Here is a 22,822-nt window from a genome sequence, read left to right as displayed (position 1 = left end):
ATGCAGCCTTATGCTGTCATCGCAGGCTTAGGCTTGTCCTTGTGCCTGCCGACAGCAGAACCGCAGTTAGTGCCAGCCCGCTGCCGGGGCATTTAACAACGTCTACGTTGCACGAGCCCGGGGCATCGCCCTCAGGGAACCCGGCTGAATGCACTTATTTGCAGCAGGAGGCTACAGTGTGACCAGACTGTTATCGACCGGCAGGCCAGCGGCTGGTACGTAAGCTTCAGCATTCCAGTCGTTTTCCCACTGGCTGCCATCGATGCAAAAGCGATACTGGTATTGCTGGCCGACCGGCAGGTTCAATTCAAGTTTAAAGTCGCCGGATTTTAGCCGTTTCATCGGATGGCTGTCGGGTGACCAGTCGTTGAAGTCACCGGCCAGGGCAACGGTACTGGCGTTGGGAGCAGCTTCGGCAGGTAACACAAAGGTACACCGACATTCGGGTCTGGAGGTTAGGTAGCGTTTTTTTACCGTCATGGGATCATCCTGTATCGGTCAGCCAAATTCAGACAAGTACAATGAGCATAGTTACAGCGGTCAGGTCTCGCCAATGGGCAGGCGACGCCTGCGAAGCTCCTTGCTAAACTCGGGCCACTGCTGTGTTTATTTTTGCAACGTGCCGGTCTCAAACCGGCGATCTTAATAGGACTCCATGACACCACCACGACCGTCTTTGAAGACATCACCCTCCCAAGCCATCGACCTGGGGTTGCGCTGGTTGCGTGCCGAACCCGAGCTTCGTTCAGGCCCGGCTACGGACAACTGGTTCGAGTTTCTCGGACACGCTAGCACCTTACCGGCTGAGCGCAGGATGCCGTGGTTTTTATGGTGGTTCTGGCTGGGAGCCATTAACGGCATTCTTGCGTTCAGCGGGCTGATGGTCTGGCCCGATGGCAGCGGCATCCACATGCTGATTTTTTTGCTGGTGTTCTGGCTGGCTCCGTTGCTGGTGCTCGTCTGGACACTGGTCAATGCCTGGTGGCGCAAGCGCAGCCCCTGGTGGCGCCACTGGCTAAGCAGCGAAGACGATGCAGTGATCGCCGCCTGGTGCGCCACCCAAAGCCTGAAAGCCCAGGCGCTGTTTGTGGTCGCCGGCATGGCCTGGATGTGGCTGATGTTGCTGACGCGGCAACTGATCTTCTACTGGAGCACCTCATTGCAGGGTGCCTCGGCGCGAGTCGACGATCTGTTCGCGCTGCTGACGCTGGGTATTTTGAACGTACCCGAACCGCTGGCGATCAGCGCGTCGCAGGCAGGCAGCATTACCGGGTGGGAAAGCGATTTGCTGAATTTCTCGGAGTACTGGGCGGTATGGCTGACCCAGGTCACTCTGCTATGGGTATTGCTGCCGGTGGCCATCGCTTTGCTGGTGAATCACGGGGTACTGAGGCGCCGGCTGGCGAACTGGCCACGCTGGAACCGGCAGCTGCACCAGCGCTTTGAACAGCAGCGACCCGAAGCGTTGCACTTTGAATCGCTGACACCGGAGCAACCGTCCACCTTTACGGCCGACAAAACGGACCTGCCGACCGCCGGGATGTCGCCTTCGGTACCGGTACTCGCCTGGCAGGACCCGCTGCCCGGCAGGTTGCCCGCTGGCTCAGTCAAGCTCGGTCGCGGCAGTCTGGCGGAAGACGAATCGACTATTGAGCGGTATACCGAGCAGGAAGAGCCGGTGTGGGTGATTTCCGCACAGGCAGTGCCCACCGGTGATCTGGCCGACCTGATCACCCTCAGCGCGGGCAGCCACAAAGAAGTCAAAGTGTTGTTAAGCAGTTCGGCTGAACCGGGTTCCGGACAGCGGGCAACCGACCGCCAGAGCTGGCAGGGCTTCGTCAGCACCCAGGAGTTGCCAGTGCAATTGTACTGGCTGGAAGATCAGGCAACCGAGCCGGAAGCCGGGAAGGGGGCATCATGACCCGGAACCCCGCAACTGCCATGGCTACCCCGGTATTCGCGGTGGTTGGACACCCCAATCAGGGCAAATCCAGCCTGGTGTCGACGCTGACTCAGGATGACCACATCGCGGTATCTCCTGTCAGCGGCACCACCCGGGATGCCCATCGCTATCAGTTGATGCTTGAGCAAAGCGTTCTTTATGAACTGATCGATACACCCGGGTTTCAGCGTGCACGCCAGATCATCGCCTGGTGTGAACAGCACAGTGAGGGTGCCGCGGGCCGGCCTGAGGCGTTGCGGCGGTTTGTCGAGGCGCATCGCGACGACCCCAAATTCGCAGACGACTGCACTCTGCTGACCCCCGTGCTGGAAGGAGCCGGCATTGTTTATGTAGTCGATACCAGCCAGCGTTTCGACGCCACCTTTGAAGCCGAACTGACGCTGCTCTCCTGGACCGCCCAGCCGCGACTGGCGCTGTTGAACCCAATACGGGCAACCGGACACGAAGCCGAGTGGCAACTGGCGCTGCAGCAGTATTTTTCGCTGGTGCGCACCTTCAACCCTTTGCAGGCACCGTTTGAGCATCATCTGGGTTTGTTGCGCAGCATGGCGGAGATTCATCTGCCCTGGCGTGAGGGCCTGATGCGCAGCGTTGAGGCCTTGTCGGAGCAACGCCAGCAACGCCATCAGCACAGCGCTGAAGCCCTGGTGTTGTACTTGCAAAAAGTGCTGCAACACCGTCTGCGTCTGCCCCTGGCCGGTCCCAAAGATCAACTCAAGCAGCAGGGGCTGGCTCAATTTAACCGCGATATCCAGCGACAGGAGCAGCAACTGCAGATCACCCTCGCGGGCTATTACGGGCATCGCAATCTGGACTGGACTGGCGAATGGCAATCGCTGGCGACCGATGACTTGCTGGATGCGCACGAATGGCGGGCCTGGGGCTTGTCGCGAACCCGGCTGGCGTCACTGAGCGGTGCGGCCGGTGCGGCTTCCGGGCTGGCAGTCGATGCAGCCGTCGGGGGCACCTCCCTGTTTCTCGGAGCGGTTGTGGGCGGCGCACTGGGTAGCCTGGCCGGAGGCTTTGCCGGACGCGACCCGCTGAGTTTTGAGGTGCTGTCCCGGGTGCCCGGCTACGAGCAATGGCAACTCGGGCCGGTCTCCAATCTCGAGTTTGCATTGGCCCTGGCGGGGCGAAGCCTGCGCATCTGGTATCAGTTGCGTTGCCGTAACCATGCCCGGCGCGATGCCGTGTTACTTAATCAGTCTGATTTAAGCCACTGGCTGGACGGCCTGGGTCGCAAACAGCAGGTCCAGTGGGTGTACTGGGTCCGTAAAATGATGAAAAGACCCTTGAACGAGAGTGAACAAAGCCAGTTAATGGGTCTGATTGTTGCTCTTGGGGAGCAAATGGATAAACCTGAGTCGAATCCGTCTTAGTAAAAAGCCATCAATGTGATACTCTTTTGCCCTTATTAACCAAACGTGTAAGGACGCCGTAACGTGATCTGGATTGTGCTGGGCCTGGTAGTCGTTTTATTGATCGTATTGGGCCCGAGGCCCCGAGTGGCGTTGCGGTGGGTTGTCGATGAACTGCCAGTCGAGCTTGGTGGATTGTCCGACTGGCTGGCAGAGACGGAGCAATCACGGGGCGAAGTCACTGAAGGGGCCGAAAAGCACGTTCGGTTCGCCAACCCGAACGCACCGGCCAAAACACCGCTGGTGGTGCTCTACCTGCACGGTTTTTCCGCAACCCGCCAGGAGCTGGCTCCCATTCCCGAACGGGTCGCCGAGGCCATTGGCGCCAACTATTACGGCGCCCGTTTGACTGGCCATGGCCTCGACAGCGAAAGCCTCGGCAAGGCCCAGGCCGGTGACTGGCTGAAAGACACCGCCGAAGCCTGGCAGATCGCCCGGTCGCTGGGTGACCGTGTCATCGTCATCAGTTGCTCGACGGGTGGCACTCTGTCTACCTGGCTGGCACAACAACCATCGGCACAGGATGCCCTGGCCGCCATGGTGCTGTTCGCTCCCAACTTTCAGCCACGACATTGGGCGTCGAAGCTGTTTGGCTGGCCCTGGTCCCGCTATTGGATGCCGTGGCTTGCCGGTCAGGAATATGGCCGTGAACCAGAGGGTGAGCTGTCTGGCAAATACTGGACCTCCAGTTACCCCACCCGGGTGCTGCATCAACTGCAGGCACTGGTGGTTGCGGTCAGAAAAAGCCGACTCGACGCCATCACGGCCCCTTCGTTGTTTCTGTACAGTGAGGACGATCAGGTGGTGAATGCCCGTTACACAGACCGGGTCTACGAGAAGTGGGGTTCTGAGATTAAGGAACGTATTCGGATTGATGGGGTGGACGGGGAGTCCAACCATGTGTTCACCGGAGACATCGTTGCGCCACACCGGACCGAAGACAGCATAGAACAGGTGCTGACCTTTCTGAAACAACAGGAAATAGCAGCCACACCGGGTTAGCCTGAAGCCTGACCCGGTGTGAGCCGGGCCTACTTAGAAGTGCAGACCAACCGTGAAGTACCCATTACCCGGGTGAGCACCGCCTTCGATGAACAGTACCCTGTTGCTGATCAGGATATTGAGCCCAACTTCAGCGGCCAGGCCAAAGTCTGCATCACCATTTCCCTCAGCGCCAAGGCCCGGGCCCAGGCTCGCGTACATGTCGAGGCCGGTATCGAGCGGAAACAGAAAACCCAGTGACAGATCTCCGCCGATGGCTACATCATCGTTAAAGCCAACGCCCAACTCAAGTTCACCGTAGGTGTTCAGACCATTGTTTTGCAGTGCGGGAACGTGAATGGGGAAGCCGATGGCGCCGATAAAACCAACGCCACCGCCATAGGAGGCGAGGCCCAGCTCAGCGCCACCGCGGCCACCGGCATAGGCCGTGCTGGCAAGCGTTGCGGCCGCGAGCGTTGCTGCGATCAGTACTTTTTTCATGTGAGTATCCTCAAGCGAACAGTGTGGAGTTTCGAAGCTAAACAGCCTTGTTTAAGACTCCTGACGATGCAGTCTAGCGGGTCATCACGACAATTTGAACGCTGTAACGGCCAGAACGGCTATGGAAATCAACGCCCGGGTCACTTAAACTTCGCGACCTCATTAATCTGTGGCTCTGGATTTGCGATCCAGCCCGCTATAGGACATTTCATGACTGACACCACTGTAGCAGAAACCATTGCGGTTTCTGCAATGTATCACTTCGTTCGTCTCAACGATTACGCCGACTACCGTCAACCCCTGCTGGATCTGATGGAAGCGGAAGGTATTCGAGGCACCTTGCTGCTGGCCTCTGAGGGCATCAATGGTACCGTCGCCGGCAAACCGGAGGCCATACAGCGCCTTCTTGACTGGATTAAAAGCCAGGGCCCGTTCGCCGGCCTCAGCCACAAGGAATCTTTTTGCGATGAGATGCCGTTTTATCGCACCAAGGTAAAGCTCAAGAAAGAAATCGTCACCATGGGTGTTGAAGGCATCGATCCGCTGAATGTAGTCGGTACCTACGTAAAGCCCGAAGACTGGAACGCGCTGATTTCAGACCCCGAAGTTGTGCTGGTCGATACCCGTAATGAATACGAAGTGGCCATTGGCACCTTCAAGAATGCACTGAACCCACATACCCAGACTTTTCGTGAATTTCCGGACTATGTAAAACAGAACCTTGACCCGGCCAAGCACAAGAAAGTCGCGATGTTTTGCACCGGCGGCATTCGCTGCGAGAAATCCACGGCTTACCTGAAAGAGCAGGGCTTCAACGAGGTGTACCACCTCGAAGGCGGCATTCTGAAATACCTCGAGAACGTTCCGAAAGCCGATTCCCTGTGGCAGGGCGAGTGCTTCGTGTTCGATAACCGCGTCACGGTAAAACACGGCCTCGAACCCGGCCGTTACGACCAGTGCCACGCCTGCCGGATGCCCATTTCCGATACCGAAAAAGCCCACGCCCACTACGAACCGGGCGTTAGCTGCCCGCATTGCTACGACAAGGTGACCGAAGACCGTCGTCAGCGCTTTATTGAGCGCGAACGCCAGGTGCAACTGGCCAAAGCGCGCGGTGAAGCGCACATCGGTGCCGACGCCAAAGAAAGCATCGAACAGCGCCGGGCTCGCAAAGCGGCTGAGCGTGAGGCCCAGCGGTCTGCTGGCTTGTCTGCATAGCCCAAGTTCCAGAGTTCGGGGCTGCTAGGTGGCAATGGCCCGCGCCAGCCACCTGGGGCACCCCTGTGGGGTCGGCGTTAATCCGTCCATGGAGCCTAGGCCGCAGCATCCCTGCTGCGGACTCCCCCACAGAGGTACCCCAGGTAGCCGTCGCTCGTCTTTTCAGCGAACTCCGAAACTTGTATTAGCTGCGGCGATTTCAATCCTGCCCGAATCCAAACACCAGAGTGGCCCGGTAAGTCTGTTCCGGGCTCAGGGTACAATCGGGAAAGTGCTCGTGATTGGGCGAGTCAGGCCAAGCGCCCGGTTCCATGCAGAAAGCGCCATGGCGCTGATAAGTCTCTGTATCGTTTTTCGGCGTTCCGCCCAGAAAACCGCCACTGTAAAACTGCACACCGGGCAGGGTACTTGAGCACCGCATCCAGCGACCGCTGGGTACATGCCGGGCTTCGGCCATCAGCGTCAGTGGCTCCTCCATTGTGTTGCCAAATACATAGTTGTGATCGTAGCCGCCGGCCCGAGCCAGGCTGGGGTCATCCAGGCTTTCCAGTGCCTGGTCGATCGGGCGCCAGTTGCGCAAATCCAGCGCCGTGTTTTCAACCTTAACCAATTGGCCCGTGGGCAGCAGCGTGGCATCGATGTCGGTCACGGTATCGCTGTGTACCCGGAATTCATGATCTTTCAGCGTGCCTGCTGCCGCACCCGCGAGATTGAAATAAGCGTGATTGGTCAGATTCACCAGCGTGGTTTTCGTCGTGGTTGCCTCGTAGTCGATGACAATCTCATCCTTATCCGTTAGCCGGATTCGCTGAGTTATGGTCAGCTCGCCCGGGTAGCCGGCATCGCCGTCCGGTGACGTCAGTGTGAAAATCAGACTGGGTTCGTCGTTTTCCAGGTTGATCTGGCTGTCCCAAATGAGGTGACCAAAGCCTTGTGATCCACCGTGCAGATGGTGCCCGCCACTGTTGCACTCAAGGTCCAGTGCCTGGCCGTTGACGCTGGTTTTGCCATGGCCAATGCGGTTGGCGTAGCGGCCAATGGTCGCGCCAAAGTTGGCGTTCTGGGCAATAAAGGCCTCTAGCGTGTCGCAACCCAGAACCAGGTTTTCGTTATCCGCCATGCCGGGTAATCGAAAGCCCACGAATGCCGCCCCCAGGTTGTAGAATCGGGCTTCGCTCCCGTTTTTGTTGCGCAGCGTGAACGCTTTAACGGCGCGGCCGTCACTGAGGGTGCCAATGGTTTCTTCAGAGTTAATTGGGGGGGCGGTCACAGGGGGCTCCAGATTTATTGTTGATTTATTTATTGTCACTCAAGTCTTAAATTTGCCAGATTACGAGTGGCGGGTGCCAATGTTGGGTCTGTGGGGGAGTCCGCAGCAAGGATGCTGCGGCCTAGGCTCCAAGGACGGATTTACGCCGACCCCACAGAGCCAACATTGGTGGCCGACGCGGACGATTGGCACCATAGTAACTTTGACGACTTTGGTTAATGTGAATAGGCGCCGTATTGTGAAAGCAGCGGCCGGGCAAGTCCATCCCGGCACTGGCTTTTATGGTCAGTCCGGGTAGGCACCATCGACCGGGTGGCAGACGTAAACCGTAGGCTTGATGCCAAATTCGGCCTCGTAGCGCTGGTTTACCCGCTCGATGACGGACTCGACCTGGTGCTCATGCACCAGCGACACAACACAGCCACCGAAGCCGCCTCCGGTCATGCGAACGCCGCCCTGGTCACCGATCAGGTCGGCAATCATGGCCACCAGGCCATCGATGGGCGGCACGGTAATTTCGAAATCATCCCGCATCGAGGCATGGCTGGCGGCCATCAACTTACTGATTCGTGGCCAGTCCGATTGGGCCAGGGCATCGGCCGCCGACAGGGTGCGCTCGTTTTCGGTGATGATGTGACGGGCCCGGCGGTAGGTGACCGGGTCCATCCCGTTCTTCGCTTGCTCCAACTGATCCAGTGTGGCATCGCGCAGGGCCGGTACTTCCAAGTGCCGGGCGGCGGCTTCGCACTGTAACCGGCGCTGGTTGTATTCGCTGTCGACCAGACCGCGTTTCACATTGGAATTGATGATGACGATGGCCGCATCCGCAGGCATGGGTACCGGCTGGGTGGTCAGGCTGCGGCAGTCGATCAGGGCGGCGTGGCCTTGTTGTCCCCGGGCCGATATCAACTGATCCATAATGCCACACTGGCAACCAACAAACTGGTTTTCGGCCTGCTGGCTGAATAGGGCCGCTTGGGTGCCGCTGAGGGTTTCCCCGGCCAGTTGGGTCATGGCGCGGGCAGTCACCACTTCGAGTGAAGCTGATGAACTGAGGCCAGCGCCCTGAGGCACATTGCCTGTGATCAATAAGTCAGCGCCACAAAGCTGATAACCCGCCTGGCGCAGTACATCGCAAACACCGCGCAAGTAATCGGACCAGGGGGTGGCAGCGTCGTGCTCGATGGGCTCATCCAAGTGGAAGCTGGAGCGGGCTTCATTCAGGTCGAGCGCCACCAGATTCACAACCCGGTCTTCGCGCGGGTTGCCAACAATACAGGTGTGGTAATCAATGGCTGCCGGCAATACAAAGCCGTCGTTGTAGTCGGTGTGCTCGCCGATCAAATTGACGCGACCCGGTGCCTGAAAGTGATGGTGCGCGGGGGTGCCGTAGAGCCGTTCGAAGGCCTGGCGGGCAGTGGTGTACAAATCCATTAGCGTTGTTCCCGGTAGTGGATGTCGCTGAGTGCCTGCAGCCGTTCGGCCGCTTGCTCAGGCGTTAGGTCGCGTTGCGGTTCAGCCAGCATTTCATAGCCGACCATGAATTTGCGCACGGTGGCACTGCGCAGCAGGGGCGGGTAGAAGTGCGCATGCACCTGCCAGTGATCGTTGGCATTGCCATCGCAGGGTGCACCGTGCCACCCCATTGAATAGGGGAAGGAGGTTTCAAAGAGATTGTCGTAACGGGTCGTCAGGCGCTTGAGTATGTCGGACAGGGCGTGCTTTTCATCGGCGTTCAGGTCGGTCAGATGGCGCCGGTGCTGGCGTGGCATCAGCAGCGTCTCGAACGGCCAGCTGGCCCAGAACGGTACCACGGCGATCCAGTGGTCGTTGCTGACCACAGTGCGGCTGCCATCGGCGGTTTCCCGCTCTGCGTAGTCGAGCAGCAGGGGACGACCCTGTTGTTCAAAGTATTCGCGCTGGGCTCTGTGTTCACGGGCGGGCAAGGTGGGCAAGCCATTGCTGGCCCAGATTTGGCCGTGCGGGTGTGGTTGCGAGCAACCCATCACCGCGCCCTTGTTTTCAAACAACTGCACCCAGCGATAACGGCGGCCCAGTTCCTCCAGTTGTTCAACCCAGGTATCCACCACTTTGCCAATGGCCGGCACCGACATTTGCGGCAGCGTTTGCGCATGATCCGGGCTGAAGCACAGCACTCGTGCCTCACCTTGTTCGGCCTGAACCCGCATCAGCGGGTCGTGCTCTGTCTCATAGGCGGGAGTGTCGGCGGTCAGAGCGCCGAAATCGTTTCCAAAAACGAAGGTATCGGTGTAGTCCGGGTTGCGGTCTCCGGAAATTCGCGTGTTGCCCGCGCACAGATAGCAATTCGGGTCGTGGTGGGGCAGGTCCGGATCGTTGACCGCTTCGGTCTGCCCTTGCCAGGGGCGCTTGGAACGGTGCGGAGAGACCAGTACCCAGTCTTCAGTCAGGGGGTTGAACCGCCGGTGCGGATGGTCGCTCGGGTTGAAGGAATGGGCGCTCATTGCAGCCTCCTGTTATTCTTTGCATCGCAGTTTATCGCATTTGAAAACGTTTTCAAGATTGAATTGGTTGCCTCAGCTCCGGCGCGCGTTGTATCAATTCAGAAAAGCGGTCAAACTTGATCAATACATACTCAAAGCGTTTCAGGAGAGTAGGGCATTGGCAAATATTAAGGATGTTGCGAAAGCAGCAGGGGTCTCGGTGTCGACGGTTTCACGGGTCATCAACGATTCGGCATCGGTCGTGCCCGATAAACGCCAGGCCGTACTGGCCGCCATGGAAGCGTTGCAGTACCGCCCCAACTCTCTGGCTCGTGCCCTGGTCAACAGCCGGTCCGACTGCGTCGGATTATTGGTGGGCGAAATTGACTCCCCTTTCTTTGGGGCATTGATGGCGGGTGTACACCACGTCGTGCACGACAGTGGCAAGCATGTGATCGTGACGGCTGGCTATCACCACATCGACAAAGAGCGGGATTCAATCCGTTTCCTGCTCGACCGCCGCTGTGACGCGCTGGTCATTCACTCCAAGGCCCTGCCCGATGATGAACTGGTGCGCCTGCTCGAACTCGATATTCCCATCATCATTGTGAACCGGCTGATTCGAGGCTGGGAACATCGCTGTGTCTATCTCGACAACGAATATGGTGCCTACCTGGCAACACGGCATTTATTGTCGAAAGGTCACCGCGACATCGCCTACATCGGTACCAACATCGCGATTGAAGACGGTGCCGACCGGGTTCACGGTTACCGCCGCGCCCTGGAAGAATTCTCCGTCCCCTTTAACGAGCGCAAGGTGGTGCGAACCTTCCCGGATGAAGAGGGGGGCCACAATGCCATGGCTGAGGTTGTCAGTCGCAACCTGGGTGTTACCGCGGTTTTTACTTACAATGACGCCATGGCCGCCGGTGCCATCACCATGCTGCAGGATTCAGGGCACCGGGTGCCGGAAGAAATATCGGTGGTCGGGTTCGACGACGTGATTCTCGCCCGCCTGCTGAACCCGAGACTGACCACCATTCGTTACCCGGTCTATGAAATGGGGGCGCTGGCGGCCCGTATCGTCATGCATCAGCTCGACAGTAAATTCGCCAGTGCCGACCAGCCGCTGCGATTCACCCCGCGCCTGATTGAACGACAGTCGGTTCGGGATGCAGCGCCGGTCGCCGTCTAGAACCAGGTCTTCGGTTATGGAACAACGCCAGCAGATGATTGAATGGTTTGCCGAGCAGTTTGATCAGCGCGGCATTCGTTTTGACGAACCGCATCGCATGCACGACTTTGACGCGCCCGATAATCGTGCCTGCGAACGCCTGCTGGTCGAGGCCGATCGCCGCTTTCGGGTGCGATTCAATCGTCCCATTGCCCCCATTGAACTGACGGAAGCCCTCTACAGCGCCTGTTTCTACCAGCACCGTGCCGATCGAATACTGCGTGAGAACTCCCTGCTTGGCCGGTTGCGCGGCTGGATCGGTAGAGGCTAATGCCGCTCCCAATGAGTCTTAGCAATAAATATCACTGTGATTAGCAGGTTTTGGCGGTTGCTTTATCGTTTCTGTTTAATTTTCTCGCAATAAGCCCTGTTTTTAGTGGTGAATTCAGTGCCACTCACCCGGGTATTTTTTTCTATACTGATTTGGTCCCCAGCGTTCTTAAATTAAGACGACTTTAGCCATTGACGTACAGGAGAAGACCATGCGAGTAGGCGTCCCAAAAGAAATAAAAAACCACGAATATCGCGTCGGACTGACCCCGACCGCGGTGCGCGAGCTTGTTCACAATGGCCATGAAGTCGCGGTTGAAACCCAGGCGGGTGCCGCCATCGGTTTCAGTAACGAGGAATATCAGGCCGCGGGTGCCCAAATACTGGATTCGGCCGCTGGCGTGTTCGACTGGGCTGAGATGATTGTAAAGGTCAAGGAGCCACAGGCCGTCGAACGCAAGATGCTCAAACCGCATCACACCCTCTTTACCTACCTGCATCTGGCACCGGATGTGCCGCAAACCAACGATTTGATTGAATCGGGTGCCACCTGCATCGCCTATGAGACCGTCACCGATCGCTCCGGCCGCTTGCCTTTGCTGGCGCCCATGTCGGAAGTGGCGGGTCGCATGTCCATTCAAGCGGGTGCCCATTGTCTGGAAAAAGCCCAGGGTGGCCGAGGTCTGCTGCTTGGTGGGGTACCCGGTGTGGCACCGGCACTGGTCACGGTTATCGGCGGCGGTGTCGTTGGGCAGAACGCCATTGCCATGGCGGTCGGTCTGGGTGCGGATGTTACCGTGCTCGACAAGAGCATCGACACCTTGCGTGAGCTCGACAAGCAATATGGCAACAAAATCCGCACGGTCTACTCCACGCGTGAAAGTGTTGAGCAACATGTGCTGGAGGCCGATTTGGTGGTCGGCGCGGTGCTGATTCCCGGTGCGGCTGCACCGAAGCTGGTGACGGCCGACATGATCAAACGCATGAAGCCGGGCGCGGTGGTGGTCGATGTAGCCATTGATCAGGGCGGGTGTTTTGAAACCTCCAAAGCGACCACCCACGCTGAACCGACGTATGTCGTCGACGACGTTGTGCACTACTGTGTTGCCAACATGCCGGGTGCCGTCGCCCGTACCTCCACCATGGCACTGAACCATGCAACCCTGCCCTTTACTCTGGCCCTGGCCAACAAAGGGGCCAGACAGGCCATGCAGGATGATGTTCATTTGCTCAACGGACTGAACGTCTGCCGTGGCAAAGTGACCTACAAGAGCGTGGCGGATGATCAGGGGCTTGAGTACCTGGCACCCAAAGACGCACTGGCGCTGCTTTAACGCCGTTTACAAGCGAAAGGGCAAGCCTTAGGCTTGCCCTGAGCTTAAACAGGGGCGAATGCTAGCGTGATAGGGGTTTTTGATTCGGGCATCGGTGGCCTGACGGTACTGCAATGGATTCGTCAGCGACTGCCACAGGCCGATCTGCTGTACCTTGCCGATCAGGCGTTTGCGCCCTATGGGGCCAAGTCTACCGAGTTGCTGCAGCAGCGCTGCGACCGCATTGCCGACTGGCTGATCGCCCAGGGCTGCACCGTTCTGGTGGTCGCCTGCAACACGGCCACGGCGCATTGTGTGGATGCCCTGCGCCAGCGCTTGCCATTCGACATCATCGGCGTCGAGCCGGGTATCAAACCGGCTGCCCTAGGTACCCGCAGTGGCGCCATTGGCATTCTCGCCACCGAAAACACCCTGGCGTCCAGCCGCTATCAGCAGCTGGCTTCTCGCTTCAACCCCAACACCTGTGTCGTTAATCAGCCGTGCCCGGGCCTGGCCGATGCCATTGAACTGGGGCCGGATACCGAGCAGATTGACGCCATTCTGACCCGGTGTACCGCTGTCATGACCGATGCTGGCGTCGATCGCGTGGTGTTGGGCTGTACCCATTATCCGCTGGTGAAAGACCGTTTGCAGCGTCTGCTGGGCACCCAGGTGCAGTTGATTGACACCGGTGAGGCCATCGCAGGTGAGGTGGCTCGCCGGGCTGGCAGTGCCGAGTGGGGGCAGGGCAGTACGCGCTTGCTGACCACCGGCTCACTGCCCCGGTTACAGCAACTGATTGGCGCTTACCCTGTGCTGAGCTCGCATTTTCAGGCCAACCAGTGCGAGCCTGCGCCTGATTTGATGGATTTGGCTCAGACCACCGGTTCTTCCAGCGCATAGAGGTCATCTTCCATGCGGGCATGGTGTTCCTGCATCATGGCCAGTGCCTGGGCGATGGCCCGGTTGTGCAAAGCCGGTTTAAGCGCTTCGATGAAATAGTCGATCACCGATTCGCATTCAAACTGCCCGAGTTCAATCTCAAGCTCCGTCTCAAACCAGCGTTTCGTCGATAAATTAAGCGATTCCCTTGCTTCCCGGGTCATCAGTGCCTGTGTCATGTCGTGCTGCTCCACTACGCCTTATTAAGATTCCACCTTCGCAGAACGGTGTTTAGGGATCAAATGACTTTTATTTTGCGATATACTCCATCTTAAACGATTAAGAGGTGACTGTGTGGGTGTTTCCAACAGCCAGAGTCGAGGTCTCCCATCGTTATGCTGGCCCGCAGTGCCCGCTACAACCATAAAAACAAGAGAGCGCAACCATGAAAAACACAGTGATTCCCTGTTTGGGAGCCGCCACAGTCGCGGCTGCCTTGTTGTCTGCCTCGGCATTGGCCGTGGAACTGACCATCGCCTGCGGTGCCGTTGGCATAGAACGCCAGGTCTGCATTGATGGCGCCAACCGCTGGGCCGAACAGACCGGGCACAGCGTCGATGTTGTCGCCACCCCCCAGTCTTCGACCGAGCGCCTGGCCATGTATCAGCTGTTGCTGCGCGAACGTCACAACACCGTCGATGTGTTTCAGATCGATGTGATCTGGCCGGGTTTGCTGGGTGAGTATTTGCTGGATTTAACGCCTTATGTGCCAGACACCGATGCCTTCTTCCCCAATCTAATGGCCAATAACACCGTCGATGGCCGGCTGATCGCGATGCCCTGGTACGTTGATACCGGGTTGCTGTATTACCGCAAAGATCTGCTCGAACGCTATGGTCACACGGTACCGCAAACCTGGGATGAGCTTGAAACCATTGCCACCGAGGTACAACGCAGCGAGCGTTCGCAGAACGGGAACTTCTGGGGGTATGTCTGGCAGGGCAGCGATTATGAAGGGCTGACCTGCAATGTCATGGAATGGCTGGTCAGCAGCAATGCCGGAACCGTTGTCAGCGCTCAGGGGGTGGTCACGCTCGATAATGACCGCGCCGCCCGTATCATCGAGCAGGCCGCCGGCTGGATCGACACCATTTCACCGTCCGCGGTGCTGGAGTACCAGGAAGAAGACGCCCGGGCGCAGTTCGAGGCGGGCAACGCCTTGTTTATGCGTAACTGGCCCTACGCCTGGCGCCTAGCCAACGAGCCTGAGTCTGCGGTGTCCGGGAGCGTGGGTGTTACGGTGTTGCCGCAAGGCGACTCGGGCGCGCCCAGCGGGGCCCTGGGTGGCTGGCAGCTGGCGGTAACCGAGGCCACTCGCTACCCAGACCTGTCTGCTGATCTGGTGCGGTTTCTGACCAGCGAGTCCGAGCAGCGCCGGCGTGCTGAATTCGGGTATTTGCCGACCCGGTCGGCCTTGTATAACGAACCGGAACTGACGCAGAACAACGCCGTATTCGAACCCGTTGGCCGGGCGTTGGAAAACGTGGCGGTGAGGCCCTCGTCAGCCACCGGTCGTACCTACAAGTACGTCTCTCGCTATGTGTCCGGTGAAATTCACGAGGTATTGCGCGGCACCAAATCGACCACGGACGCACTGGCCTCCATTACCGACCGCATTGTCGAGCGCGGGCTTGGCGATTTGCAACGGCCCTGACCGAATCTGCGCGGGCCGATTGGCTGGCTGAAAGTCACATTCTGCCCGGTCGGCCTTGTATTCCAGACTGCTAGACCTGACTTGACGGGAATCGATCAGGAGAATTGCCCGTGAGTTCAACCCAAGACCCTCAGGACACTACCGACGCAACTGAGCCACTTGCCGCCAATCACCCTGGTACCGCGCCCGGGTCTGGCCCGGTATCTGCCGCCATCCCCTTTGGATTTCTAGCCCAGCTGTGGCCCTATCTGAAACGCTATCGTCATTTAATGCTGGGCGCCGCTGCGGCCCTGGTGCTCACCTCCGGCCTGACACTGGCGCTGGGGCAGGGCGTACGCCTGGTGATCGACCAGGGCATACTGGCCGAATCACTGAGCGCACTGAATCGCACCCTGGGGTTTGTAATGGTGCTGGTTGTGGCGATGGCCGTCGGTACCTTCGTGCGTTTTTATCTGGTCACCTGGCTCGGCGAACGCGTCTCGGCGGATTTGCGAGCCGATGTCTTTGCTCACCTGGTGCACATGCATCCGAGCTACTTTGAAGAAAACGCCAGCGGCGACATCATGTCGAGGCTGACGACCGATACCACTCTGCTGCAGTCCATTATCGGCTCCAGCCTCTCGTTTGCCCTGCGTAATGCGCTGACGGTGACCGGTGGCCTGGTCATGTTGCTGATTACCAACCTCAAGTTGTCGCTGGTGGTTCTGCTGGGCGTGCCTGCGGTGCTGATTCCGGTGTTGTACATGGGCAAACAGGTGCGCCAGCTCAGCCGGCGCAGTCAGGACACCGTCGCCGATGTTGGCAGTTACGCTGGCGAGATCATCCGCCAGATCAAGACCGTGCAGAGCTATGCTCGTGAACCCTTCGAAAAGGCGGCCTTTCAAGTGGAAGTCGACGCTGCTTTGGAGGTAGCCCGCCAGCGTATTCGTCAGCGCAGTATCCTGATGGCGGTTGTTATTCTACTGGCCTTTACCGCCATCGCGGCCATGGTCTGGGTTGGTGGGTACGATGTCATGACGGGCACCATGAGCGGCGGTGAACTGGCCGCCTTTGTGTTCTACGCCGTTATGGTGGCCTTTGGTGTCGCCGGTGTGTCGGAGGTTTACGGCGAAGTGCAGCGGGCGGCGGGTGCGACCGAGCGCCTGATGGAATTGCTGGCCGAGCCCTCGATCATCGTATCGCCCGCTGAAGCCGGGCCTCTCGACCAGGAAGCCGAAAATCACCTGACGCTGAACAACGTCAGCTTCAGCTATCCGAGTCGGCCTGAAACCAATGCGCTGAGTGACGTAAGCCTAGCCGTAAAACGCGGCGAGACGGTCGCACTGGTCGGTCCGAGTGGCGCCGGTAAATCCACCCTCTTTGAGTTACTGCTGCGCTTTTACGACCCGCAACAGGGCTCAGTCACCCTGCTGGGGCAAGATGTCCGGGCGCTGCCGTTACCCGAATTGCGCCAGCATATCGGCCTGGTCCCTCAGCAGCCCGTGCTGTTCAGCAACGATGTCTGGCACAACATCCGCTATGGCCGACCTGACGCCTCTGACGCCGAAGTGCTGGCGGCGGCCGAAGCAGCCAACGCTATGGCGTTTATTGAGGCCCTGCCACAGGGGTTTGCCAGCGACCTGGGTGAGGCCGGGGTGAGACTCAGTGGCGGCCAAAAGCAACGCCTGGTCATCGCCCGGGCCATTTTGAAAGACCCCGATCTGTTGCTGCTCGACGAAGCCACCAGCGCTCTGGACGCAGAAAGCGAATATCAGGTTCAGCAAGCGCTGGAGAAATTAATGAAGCAGCGCACCACTCTGATCATCGCACATCGGCTGGCGACGGTTCAGGGGGCGGATCGAATCGTGGTAATGGATCAGGGACGCATCGTTGCTGAAGGCACGCACACTCAGTTGCTGACACAGTCTCCCCTCTACCGGCGGTTGGCCGAACTGCAGTTCGGGCAGGCCTTGTCGGCGAATGAAGATGAAGCCATTACCAGCAACTGACGGAGAAATGTCGGGAATTGATCAAAAAACAGCGCCTACAGGCGCTTTTTTTTTGAACGCCGGTTTTAACATCGAGTCGTACTCGCATAACCAACCACGATAACAATTTTGTGAGTAGTGTGACTGTCAATGGGTTGTATGGGGCGTGTCAGTGCGTTAGTCTTTAGTGCACGAAACGTTAGCGGGGTGTCTTACACCTTCCAAACCAACGTGCGACCTGTCAGCGACAAACAACCGTTGTAGCGCCCGTCCCTAAGTGCATGTCGACCTTGGGCCGTGCAGTCGATAGTCGCCACGCGTGTTATATGTAAGCGGTACGGTCAGCGTTCGCAGCAGCGCTAATGGCCGTCCGTTTGCCTTAACTCTTGATCCCAATCTGACAGTAGGGAACCTTTATGACTGAAAATACCGACATGATTCCACCCGATGGGCGTGTAGATGCCATCGATACCGACTATCAGATCGGTCAGGACAACATCAAAATGAATATCGGGCCTTTCGGGCTCGATATTCATAACCGTGTGTTCCTGATTTCCGGTCTCTCAGTCGTTGCCTTCGTCATTCTGACGCTGGCATTCCAGACCAGTCTGGGGCCCATGTTCACCAATTTACGGAATTGGCTGACAGGCAACCTCGACTGGTTTTTCCTGATTTCCGGTAACATCTTCGTTCTGGTGTGTCTGTTTCTGATCGTATCGCCCATGGGCAAGGTACGCATTGGCGGAACCGACGCAACACCGGATTACACCTACATGGGCTGGTTCTCCATGCTGTTTGCCGCTGGTATGGGCATTGGCCTGATGTTTTACGGCGTCTCCGAGCCCATGTCGCACTTCAGCTCATCTTTGGGTGGCATCGCGACCGAAGGCGGCGTTCGTACCGACTGGGCACCGCTCGGTGCTGCAGAAGGCGATGCGGCTGCTGCACAACGGCTGGGCATGGCTGCAACGATCTACCACTGGGGCCTGCACCCCTGGGCGATTTACGCGGTACTGGCACTCGCACTGGCCTTGTTTTCGTTCAACAAAGGGCTGCCACTGACCGTACGGTCCATCTTCTACCCGCTGTTGGGTGAGCGTGTCTGGGGCTGGCCGGGGCATGTCATCGACATTCTGGCCGTGTTCTCGACACTGTTCGGTCTGGCCACCTCACTGGGTATTGGCGCTTCGCAGGCCAGTGCCGGCCTGAACTACCTGTTTGGCGTGCCGATGGGGGCGACGACGGAAGTCTTGCTGGTGATTGGCATTTCCGCCATTGCGCTGGTGTCTGTGGTGGCTGGTCTTGATGCCGGGGTCAAACGCCTGTCTGAAATCAACATGAGCCTGGCGGTACTGTTGTTGTTGTTCGTCATTCTGGTTGGACCAACGATGGCTATTCTGACCGGATTCGTCGGCAACCTCTGGGGTTATATACAAAATATCCCGGCTCTGTCGATGCCTTTTGGTCGTGAAGACGACAACTTCAGACAAGGCTGGACGGCCTTCTACTGGGCCTGGTGGATTTCCTGGTCTCCGTTTGTTGGTATGTTCATTGCGCGGGTATCGCGCGGTCGTACCGTTCGTGAATTCATGATCTCAGTTCTGCTGATTCCCTCAGCGGCCTGTGTCCTGTGGATGACCGCTTTCGGCGGCACCGCCATCAGCCAGTACGTCAACGAAGGTTACGAAGCCGTCGCCAACTCGGGTCTGGAATTGCAATTGTTCGCCATGCTGGACGTGCTGCCCCTGGCGCAGATCACTTCCTTCATCGCCATTGTGCTGGTCATTGTTTTCTTCGTGACCTCATCCGACTCCGGCTCCCTGGTGATCGACACCATCACCGCTGGCGGCAAGGTGAACGCACCTACACCACAACGTGTCTTCTGGGCTACCTTTGAAGGCTTGGTTGCCATTGCGCTGATTCTGGGTGGTGGCCTTGCAGCCTTGCAGGCCATGGCCGTATCAACGGGTGCTCCCTTTACCATCGTGTTGCTGCTGTGTTGCGTGTCTCTGTTTAAGGGGTTAGCCAGCGAACCTCGCGGTTAACTGAACGGACAGATGTAAAAAAAGCGACCTTCGGGTCGCTTTTTTTTGGTTTAGGGCATTGGTGCCGGTGTGTCTGCGGCTATTAGTTGCTTAGGGTAATGACCTTAGTCACCAGCCAGCACGTCGACCATTAGGTCTGCGGAGAGGTCTTCCAGGCCCTGAATAACACGGTCGAGACTCTGATCATCAGCCAACCCCAGTTCCAGCTCCGCTCGAAACAGTACACCACCACTCATTGAGGCCGGTTCGACATCGGTATGGACATCCACCAGATTGATGTTCATCGAGGCTAGCTTTCGAGTAACTTCTGCAACTATGCCGGTGCGATCGTTACCAACTACGGCGATGCGGTGCTGATGCCGTCTAATGTCTTCGCTATCGCCCACTTCTATCTGAATCGATAAGCCTTTGCTGCCCAGGGCCTGAGTGTTGGCCCGCAACGTCTCCAACTGGCTGGCCTCAAGATTGACCCGAACAATGCCAGCGAAGCGACCGGCCATGGTCGATAGGCGACTCTCCAGCCAGTTTCCGCCGGCATCGGCTACTGCCGTGGCAACCTGTTCGACAATGCCGGGGCGATCTGATGCCATGATGCTAAGAATGATTTCCATAAGTGCTCCTTAGATATTATTTGACCAGAGGCCTACAGATAGCTCTCGAGGCTAGGGCAGGAGCAGAACAGATTGCGATCGCCCCAAACATCGTCGACCCGGTTGACGCTTGGCCAGTATTTGGCCTGGCTGACCCAGGGTCTTGGGAAGATGGCGGTTTCCCGGCTATACGGGCGCTCCCAAGTGCCGATCAAATCGGCTTGGGTGTGGGGCGCATTGACCAGCGGGTTGTTGTCGGCGGGCCACTCACCTGAAGCTACCGCATCAATTTCTGCCCGAATGCAGGCCATGGCATCGACGAATCGGTCGAGTTCGGCTTTGCTTTCGCTTTCTGTCGGTTCAACCATGAAGGTACCCGGCACTGGAAAACTCATGGTGGGCGCGTGAAAGCCGAAGTCCATCAGTCGCTTGGCAATGTCGACCTCGGTGATGCCAGTAGCCGCCTTGAGCGGGCGCAAATCGAGAATGCACTCATGGGCGACACGGTCATTACGGCCGGTATAGAGAATCGGGTAGTGCGGCTTCAACTGCTGCGCCAGATAATTGGCATTCAATAACGCCACCTGAGTCGCCGTGCGCAGACCCTGCGCTCCCAACAAGCGAATGTACATCCAGGAAATGGGCAGAATGGAACTGCTGCCAAAGGGCGCCGCCGAGACCGCGCCCTCAGCGGACAGGCCGGTTGCGTTCGCCATCACGCTGTGGCCGGGCAGATAGTCGGCCAAGTGTGATCGCACGCCGATTGGCCCCATACCCGGGCCACCGCCGCCATGGGGAATCGCAAAGGTCTTGTGCAAATTCAAGTGGGCCACATCCGCACCGATGTCCGCCGGGCGGGTCACGCCGACCTGAGCATTCAGGTTGGCGCCGTCCATATACACCTGGCCACCGGCCGCATGCACGGCATCGCACAGGGCCTTAACGCCCTCCTCATAGACACCGTGGGTCGAAGGGTAGGTGATCATCAGGCAACTGAGTTCTTCGCCCGCAGCGGCGATCTTAGTCTTAAGATCCTCGGCGTCCACATTACCCGCCTCATCGGTTTTAACGACCACCACCGACATGCCCATCATCTGGGCTGAGGCCGGGTTGGTGCCGTGGGCTGACTGCGGAATCAGGCAGATGTGGCGATTTTCCTGCCCCTGGGCTTCCTGATAGCGACGGATCGCCAGCAAGCCCGCGTATTCGCCCTGAGCGCCCGAGTTGGGCTGCATGCTGATCGCGTCGAAGCCGGTAATGGCTCGCAACATGGTATCCAGCTCTTCCAGCAGTACCCGGTAACCCTTGGTCTGGGGGCGGGGTGCGAAGGGGTGGATGCGCGCAAATTCCGGCCAGGAGACCGGAATCATCTCCGCCGTCGCGTTCAACTTCATGGTGCAGGAGCCCAGCGATATCATGCTGTGGGTCAACGTCAGGTCCCGGTTCTCGAGCCGCTTCAGATAACGCAACATCGCCGTTTCACTGTGATGACTGTTGAACACCGGGTGAGTCAGGTAGTCCGATTCACGCTCCAGCGCTTCCGGCAAAAAGGTGGTGCCATGTTCGGTGATCTCGGCGTCGATGTCGGCCACATTGAAATCGTGGTCACCCATGAGGACATCAAACAGGTCTTCCACATCTTCGCGGCTGGCACACTCGTGCAAACTGACGCCCAAAGTGCCTGTCGTATCTTCGCGCAGGTTGATCTGCTTGGCAGCGGCTCGTTCCAGAATCAACTCGCGGTTGCCCTGGGGGTCGATGGTCAGGGTGTCGAAAAAGTGGCTATTGACGATGTGAATGCCCTTGGCCTCCAGCCCTTCGGCCAGAATGCCGGTCAGCCGGTGAATGCGCTGGGCAATGCGTTTCAGCCCTTTGGGGCCATGGTAGACCGCATAGAAGCCGGCCATATTGGCCAGCAACACCTGGGCGGTACAGATGTTTGAATTGGCCTTTTCGCGGCGTATATGCTGTTCCCGCGTTTGCAGTGCCATACGCAGGGCTGGCTTCCCATGGGTATCTTTGGAGACGCCGATCAACCGGCCGGGAATGTTGCGTTTGAACTCATCGCGTGTGGCAAAAAACGCGGCATGGGGGCCGCCATAACCGAGCGGCACTCCAAAGCGCTGGGAGTTTCCCAGCACGATGTCAGCCTGCATTTCACCGGGAGATTTGAGCATCAGCAGGGCCATCAGATCCGTCGCCACCACCGCCAGTGCGCCCTTGGCGTGCAGGGCTTCAATCACAGGCTCCGGATCGCGAATCTCGCCATTGGCACCGGGGTATTGCAGCAGGGCGGCAAATACCGGGTGTTCGGGCGCTTGCTCCATAGGCCCGGTCATCACGTCGAAGCCCATGTAACGGGCGCGCGTTTTGATGACGGCCAACGTCTGCGGCAATACGTTTTCATCGACAAAGAAAACGGTACCCGGCGCCTTGCGCAAGCAGCGGTGCGCCATCGACATGGCTTCGGCTGCTGCGGTGGCTTCATCAAGCAAGGAGGCGTTGGCCAGCGGCATGCCCGTCAAATCACTGATGGTTTGCTGGTAGTTGATCAGCGCTTCCAGCCGGCCCTGGGCAATTTCCGGCTGATAGGGCGTATAAGCGGTATACCAGCCCGGGTTCTCGAGCACGTTGCGGGCAATGACATTCGGTGTCAGGGTGTCGTGATAGCCAAGTCCGATGTAGCTTTTGAACACCTTGTTCTGACGGGCCATGGCGTGCAGGTAATCGAGAGCATCCTGTTCGCTGGTGGCGCGTTCGATGTTCAGGTCCGAGTTCAGCCGAATGGCGCCGGGCACAATCTGTTCCGTCAGGTGATCCAGGCTGTCGGCGCCGACAGCGTCAAGAATGGCCGCTTGCTCACCAGGGCCTGGGCCGATATGGCGGCGAATGAATTCGTCGGTACTTTCCAGATCATCAAGGGAATAGGGTGCGGTCATGGTGCTCGCTCTCGGTCCAGTAGGGCGGGATGGGGCGTGCCGGTTTCGGCAGGCA

19 protein-coding genes are annotated in these 22,822 nt (G+C 58.3%); 11 read left to right on the top strand and 8 right to left on the bottom strand.

Annotation, left to right across the window (positions count from 1 at the left end):
• Positions 1-171: 171 nt before the first annotated feature.
• The gene (locus EP166_RS04755; RefSeq protein WP_127555635.1) at positions 172-480 is read right to left on the bottom strand and encodes an isoamylase early set domain-containing protein; all 309 of its coding nucleotides are present in this window, start codon (positions 478-480) and stop codon (positions 172-174) included.
• A 175-nt stretch (positions 481-655) separates the two neighbouring features.
• On the opposite strand from EP166_RS04755, the gene EP166_RS04750 reads away from it, so the two are divergent.
• From EP166_RS04750 to EP166_RS04740, 3 genes are all read left to right on the top strand, one after another.
• Positions 656-1,921 (top strand): DUF2868 domain-containing protein, encoded by a 1,266-nt coding sequence (locus tag EP166_RS04750; RefSeq protein ID WP_127555634.1) that lies wholly within the window; start codon positions 656-658, stop codon positions 1,919-1,921.
• On the top strand, positions 1,918-3,342 hold the full coding sequence (locus EP166_RS04745) for a DUF3482 domain-containing protein (protein WP_127555633.1): 1,425 nt from the start codon (positions 1,918-1,920) through the stop codon (positions 3,340-3,342). Before EP166_RS04750 ends, EP166_RS04745 begins: the two co-directional genes overlap by 4 nt.
• A gap of 63 nt (positions 3,343-3,405) precedes the next feature.
• Positions 3,406-4,383, top strand: a complete 978-nt coding sequence (locus EP166_RS04740) for an alpha/beta hydrolase (RefSeq protein ID WP_127555632.1) — start codon at positions 3,406-3,408, stop codon at positions 4,381-4,383.
• 33 nt (positions 4,384-4,416) lie between these two features.
• Here the strand turns inward: EP166_RS04740 and EP166_RS04735 are convergent, their stop codons facing one another.
• A complete protein-coding gene (locus EP166_RS04735; protein WP_127555631.1) occupies positions 4,417-4,863 on the bottom strand; it encodes a hypothetical protein in 447 nt (148 codons plus the stop codon).
• A gap of 210 nt (positions 4,864-5,073) precedes the next feature.
• Between EP166_RS04735 and trhO the strand changes: the two genes are divergently transcribed.
• Complete coding sequence (trhO, locus tag EP166_RS04730; protein ID WP_127555630.1) at positions 5,074-6,081, top strand: oxygen-dependent tRNA uridine(34) hydroxylase TrhO; 1,008 nt, start codon at positions 5,074-5,076, stop codon at positions 6,079-6,081.
• Between the two features lie 199 nt (positions 6,082-6,280).
• Here the strand turns inward: trhO and EP166_RS04725 are convergent, their stop codons facing one another.
• From EP166_RS04725 to EP166_RS04715, 3 genes are all read right to left on the bottom strand, one after another.
• Positions 6,281-7,351: an aldose epimerase family protein gene (locus EP166_RS04725; protein WP_164743815.1), complete on the bottom strand. Its 1,071-nt coding sequence runs from the start codon at positions 7,349-7,351 to the stop codon at positions 6,281-6,283.
• Between the two features lie 285 nt (positions 7,352-7,636).
• Positions 7,637-8,785, bottom strand: coding sequence for a galactokinase (gene galK / locus EP166_RS04720; protein WP_127555628.1), 1,149 nt, complete (start codon positions 8,783-8,785; stop codon positions 7,637-7,639).
• On the bottom strand, positions 8,785-9,834 hold the full coding sequence (locus EP166_RS04715; RefSeq protein ID WP_127555627.1) for a UDP-glucose--hexose-1-phosphate uridylyltransferase: 1,050 nt from the start codon (positions 9,832-9,834) through the stop codon (positions 8,785-8,787). Before EP166_RS04715 ends, galK begins: the two co-directional genes overlap by 1 nt.
• A gap of 157 nt (positions 9,835-9,991) precedes the next feature.
• Here EP166_RS04715 and EP166_RS04710 point away from each other — a divergent pair, with 157 nt between their 5' ends.
• The 4 genes from EP166_RS04710 to murI all read left to right on the top strand — a co-directional run bounded on the left by EP166_RS04710 (position 9,992) and on the right by murI (position 13,533).
• A complete protein-coding gene (locus EP166_RS04710; protein ID WP_127555626.1) occupies positions 9,992-11,008 on the top strand; it encodes a LacI family DNA-binding transcriptional regulator in 1,017 nt (338 codons plus the stop codon).
• Between the two features lie 16 nt (positions 11,009-11,024).
• Positions 11,025-11,318 carry a hypothetical protein gene (locus EP166_RS04705; protein WP_127555625.1) on the top strand — a complete coding sequence of 98 codons (294 nt, stop codon included), beginning with the start codon at positions 11,025-11,027 and terminating at the stop codon, positions 11,316-11,318.
• Positions 11,319-11,529: 211 nt separating this feature from the next.
• Entirely contained in the window at positions 11,530-12,651 is a 1,122-nt protein-coding gene (gene ald, locus EP166_RS04700) for an alanine dehydrogenase (RefSeq protein WP_127555624.1), read from the top strand.
• A gap of 66 nt (positions 12,652-12,717) precedes the next feature.
• The gene (gene murI, locus EP166_RS04695; protein WP_127555623.1) at positions 12,718-13,533 is read left to right on the top strand and encodes a glutamate racemase; all 816 of its coding nucleotides are present in this window, start codon (positions 12,718-12,720) and stop codon (positions 13,531-13,533) included.
• Here murI and EP166_RS04690 read toward each other — a convergent pair.
• The gene (locus EP166_RS04690) at positions 13,506-13,751 is read right to left on the bottom strand and encodes a DUF2164 domain-containing protein (protein ID WP_127555622.1); all 246 of its coding nucleotides are present in this window, start codon (positions 13,749-13,751) and stop codon (positions 13,506-13,508) included. The genes murI and EP166_RS04690 overlap by 28 nt on opposite strands.
• Positions 13,752-13,957: 206 nt before the next feature.
• On the opposite strand from EP166_RS04690, the gene EP166_RS04685 reads away from it, so the two are divergent.
• The 3 genes from EP166_RS04685 to EP166_RS04675 all read left to right on the top strand — a co-directional run bounded on the left by EP166_RS04685 (position 13,958) and on the right by EP166_RS04675 (position 19,238).
• Positions 13,958-15,226, top strand: coding sequence for an ABC transporter substrate-binding protein (locus EP166_RS04685; RefSeq protein ID WP_127555621.1), 1,269 nt, complete (start codon positions 13,958-13,960; stop codon positions 15,224-15,226).
• 110 nt (positions 15,227-15,336) lie between these two features.
• Positions 15,337-17,214, top strand: a complete 1,878-nt coding sequence (locus EP166_RS04680) for an ABC transporter transmembrane domain-containing protein (RefSeq protein ID WP_127555620.1) — start codon at positions 15,337-15,339, stop codon at positions 17,212-17,214.
• Between the two features lie 395 nt (positions 17,215-17,609).
• Entirely contained in the window at positions 17,610-19,238 is a 1,629-nt protein-coding gene (locus EP166_RS04675; RefSeq protein ID WP_127555619.1) for a BCCT family transporter, read from the top strand.
• Positions 19,239-19,342: 104 nt separating this feature from the next.
• Here EP166_RS04675 and EP166_RS04670 read toward each other — a convergent pair whose 3' ends face one another.
• Together EP166_RS04670 and gcvP are read right to left on the bottom strand one after the other, a co-directional pair.
• Positions 19,343-19,849 (bottom strand): glycine cleavage system transcriptional repressor, encoded by a 507-nt coding sequence (locus EP166_RS04670; protein WP_127555618.1) that lies wholly within the window; start codon positions 19,847-19,849, stop codon positions 19,343-19,345.
• 32 nt (positions 19,850-19,881) lie between these two features.
• A complete protein-coding gene (gene gcvP / locus EP166_RS04665; RefSeq protein WP_127555617.1) occupies positions 19,882-22,767 on the bottom strand; it encodes an aminomethyl-transferring glycine dehydrogenase in 2,886 nt (961 codons plus the stop codon).
• Positions 22,768-22,822: the final 55 nt, after the last annotated feature.

Origin of the sequence: Saccharospirillum alexandrii (genome assembly GCF_004000275.1) — a bacterium.
In the GTDB taxonomy this organism is placed as follows: domain Bacteria; phylum Pseudomonadota; class Gammaproteobacteria; order Pseudomonadales; family Natronospirillaceae; genus Saccharospirillum; species Saccharospirillum alexandrii.
This window is presented reverse-complemented; position numbering and strand designations above follow the sequence as displayed.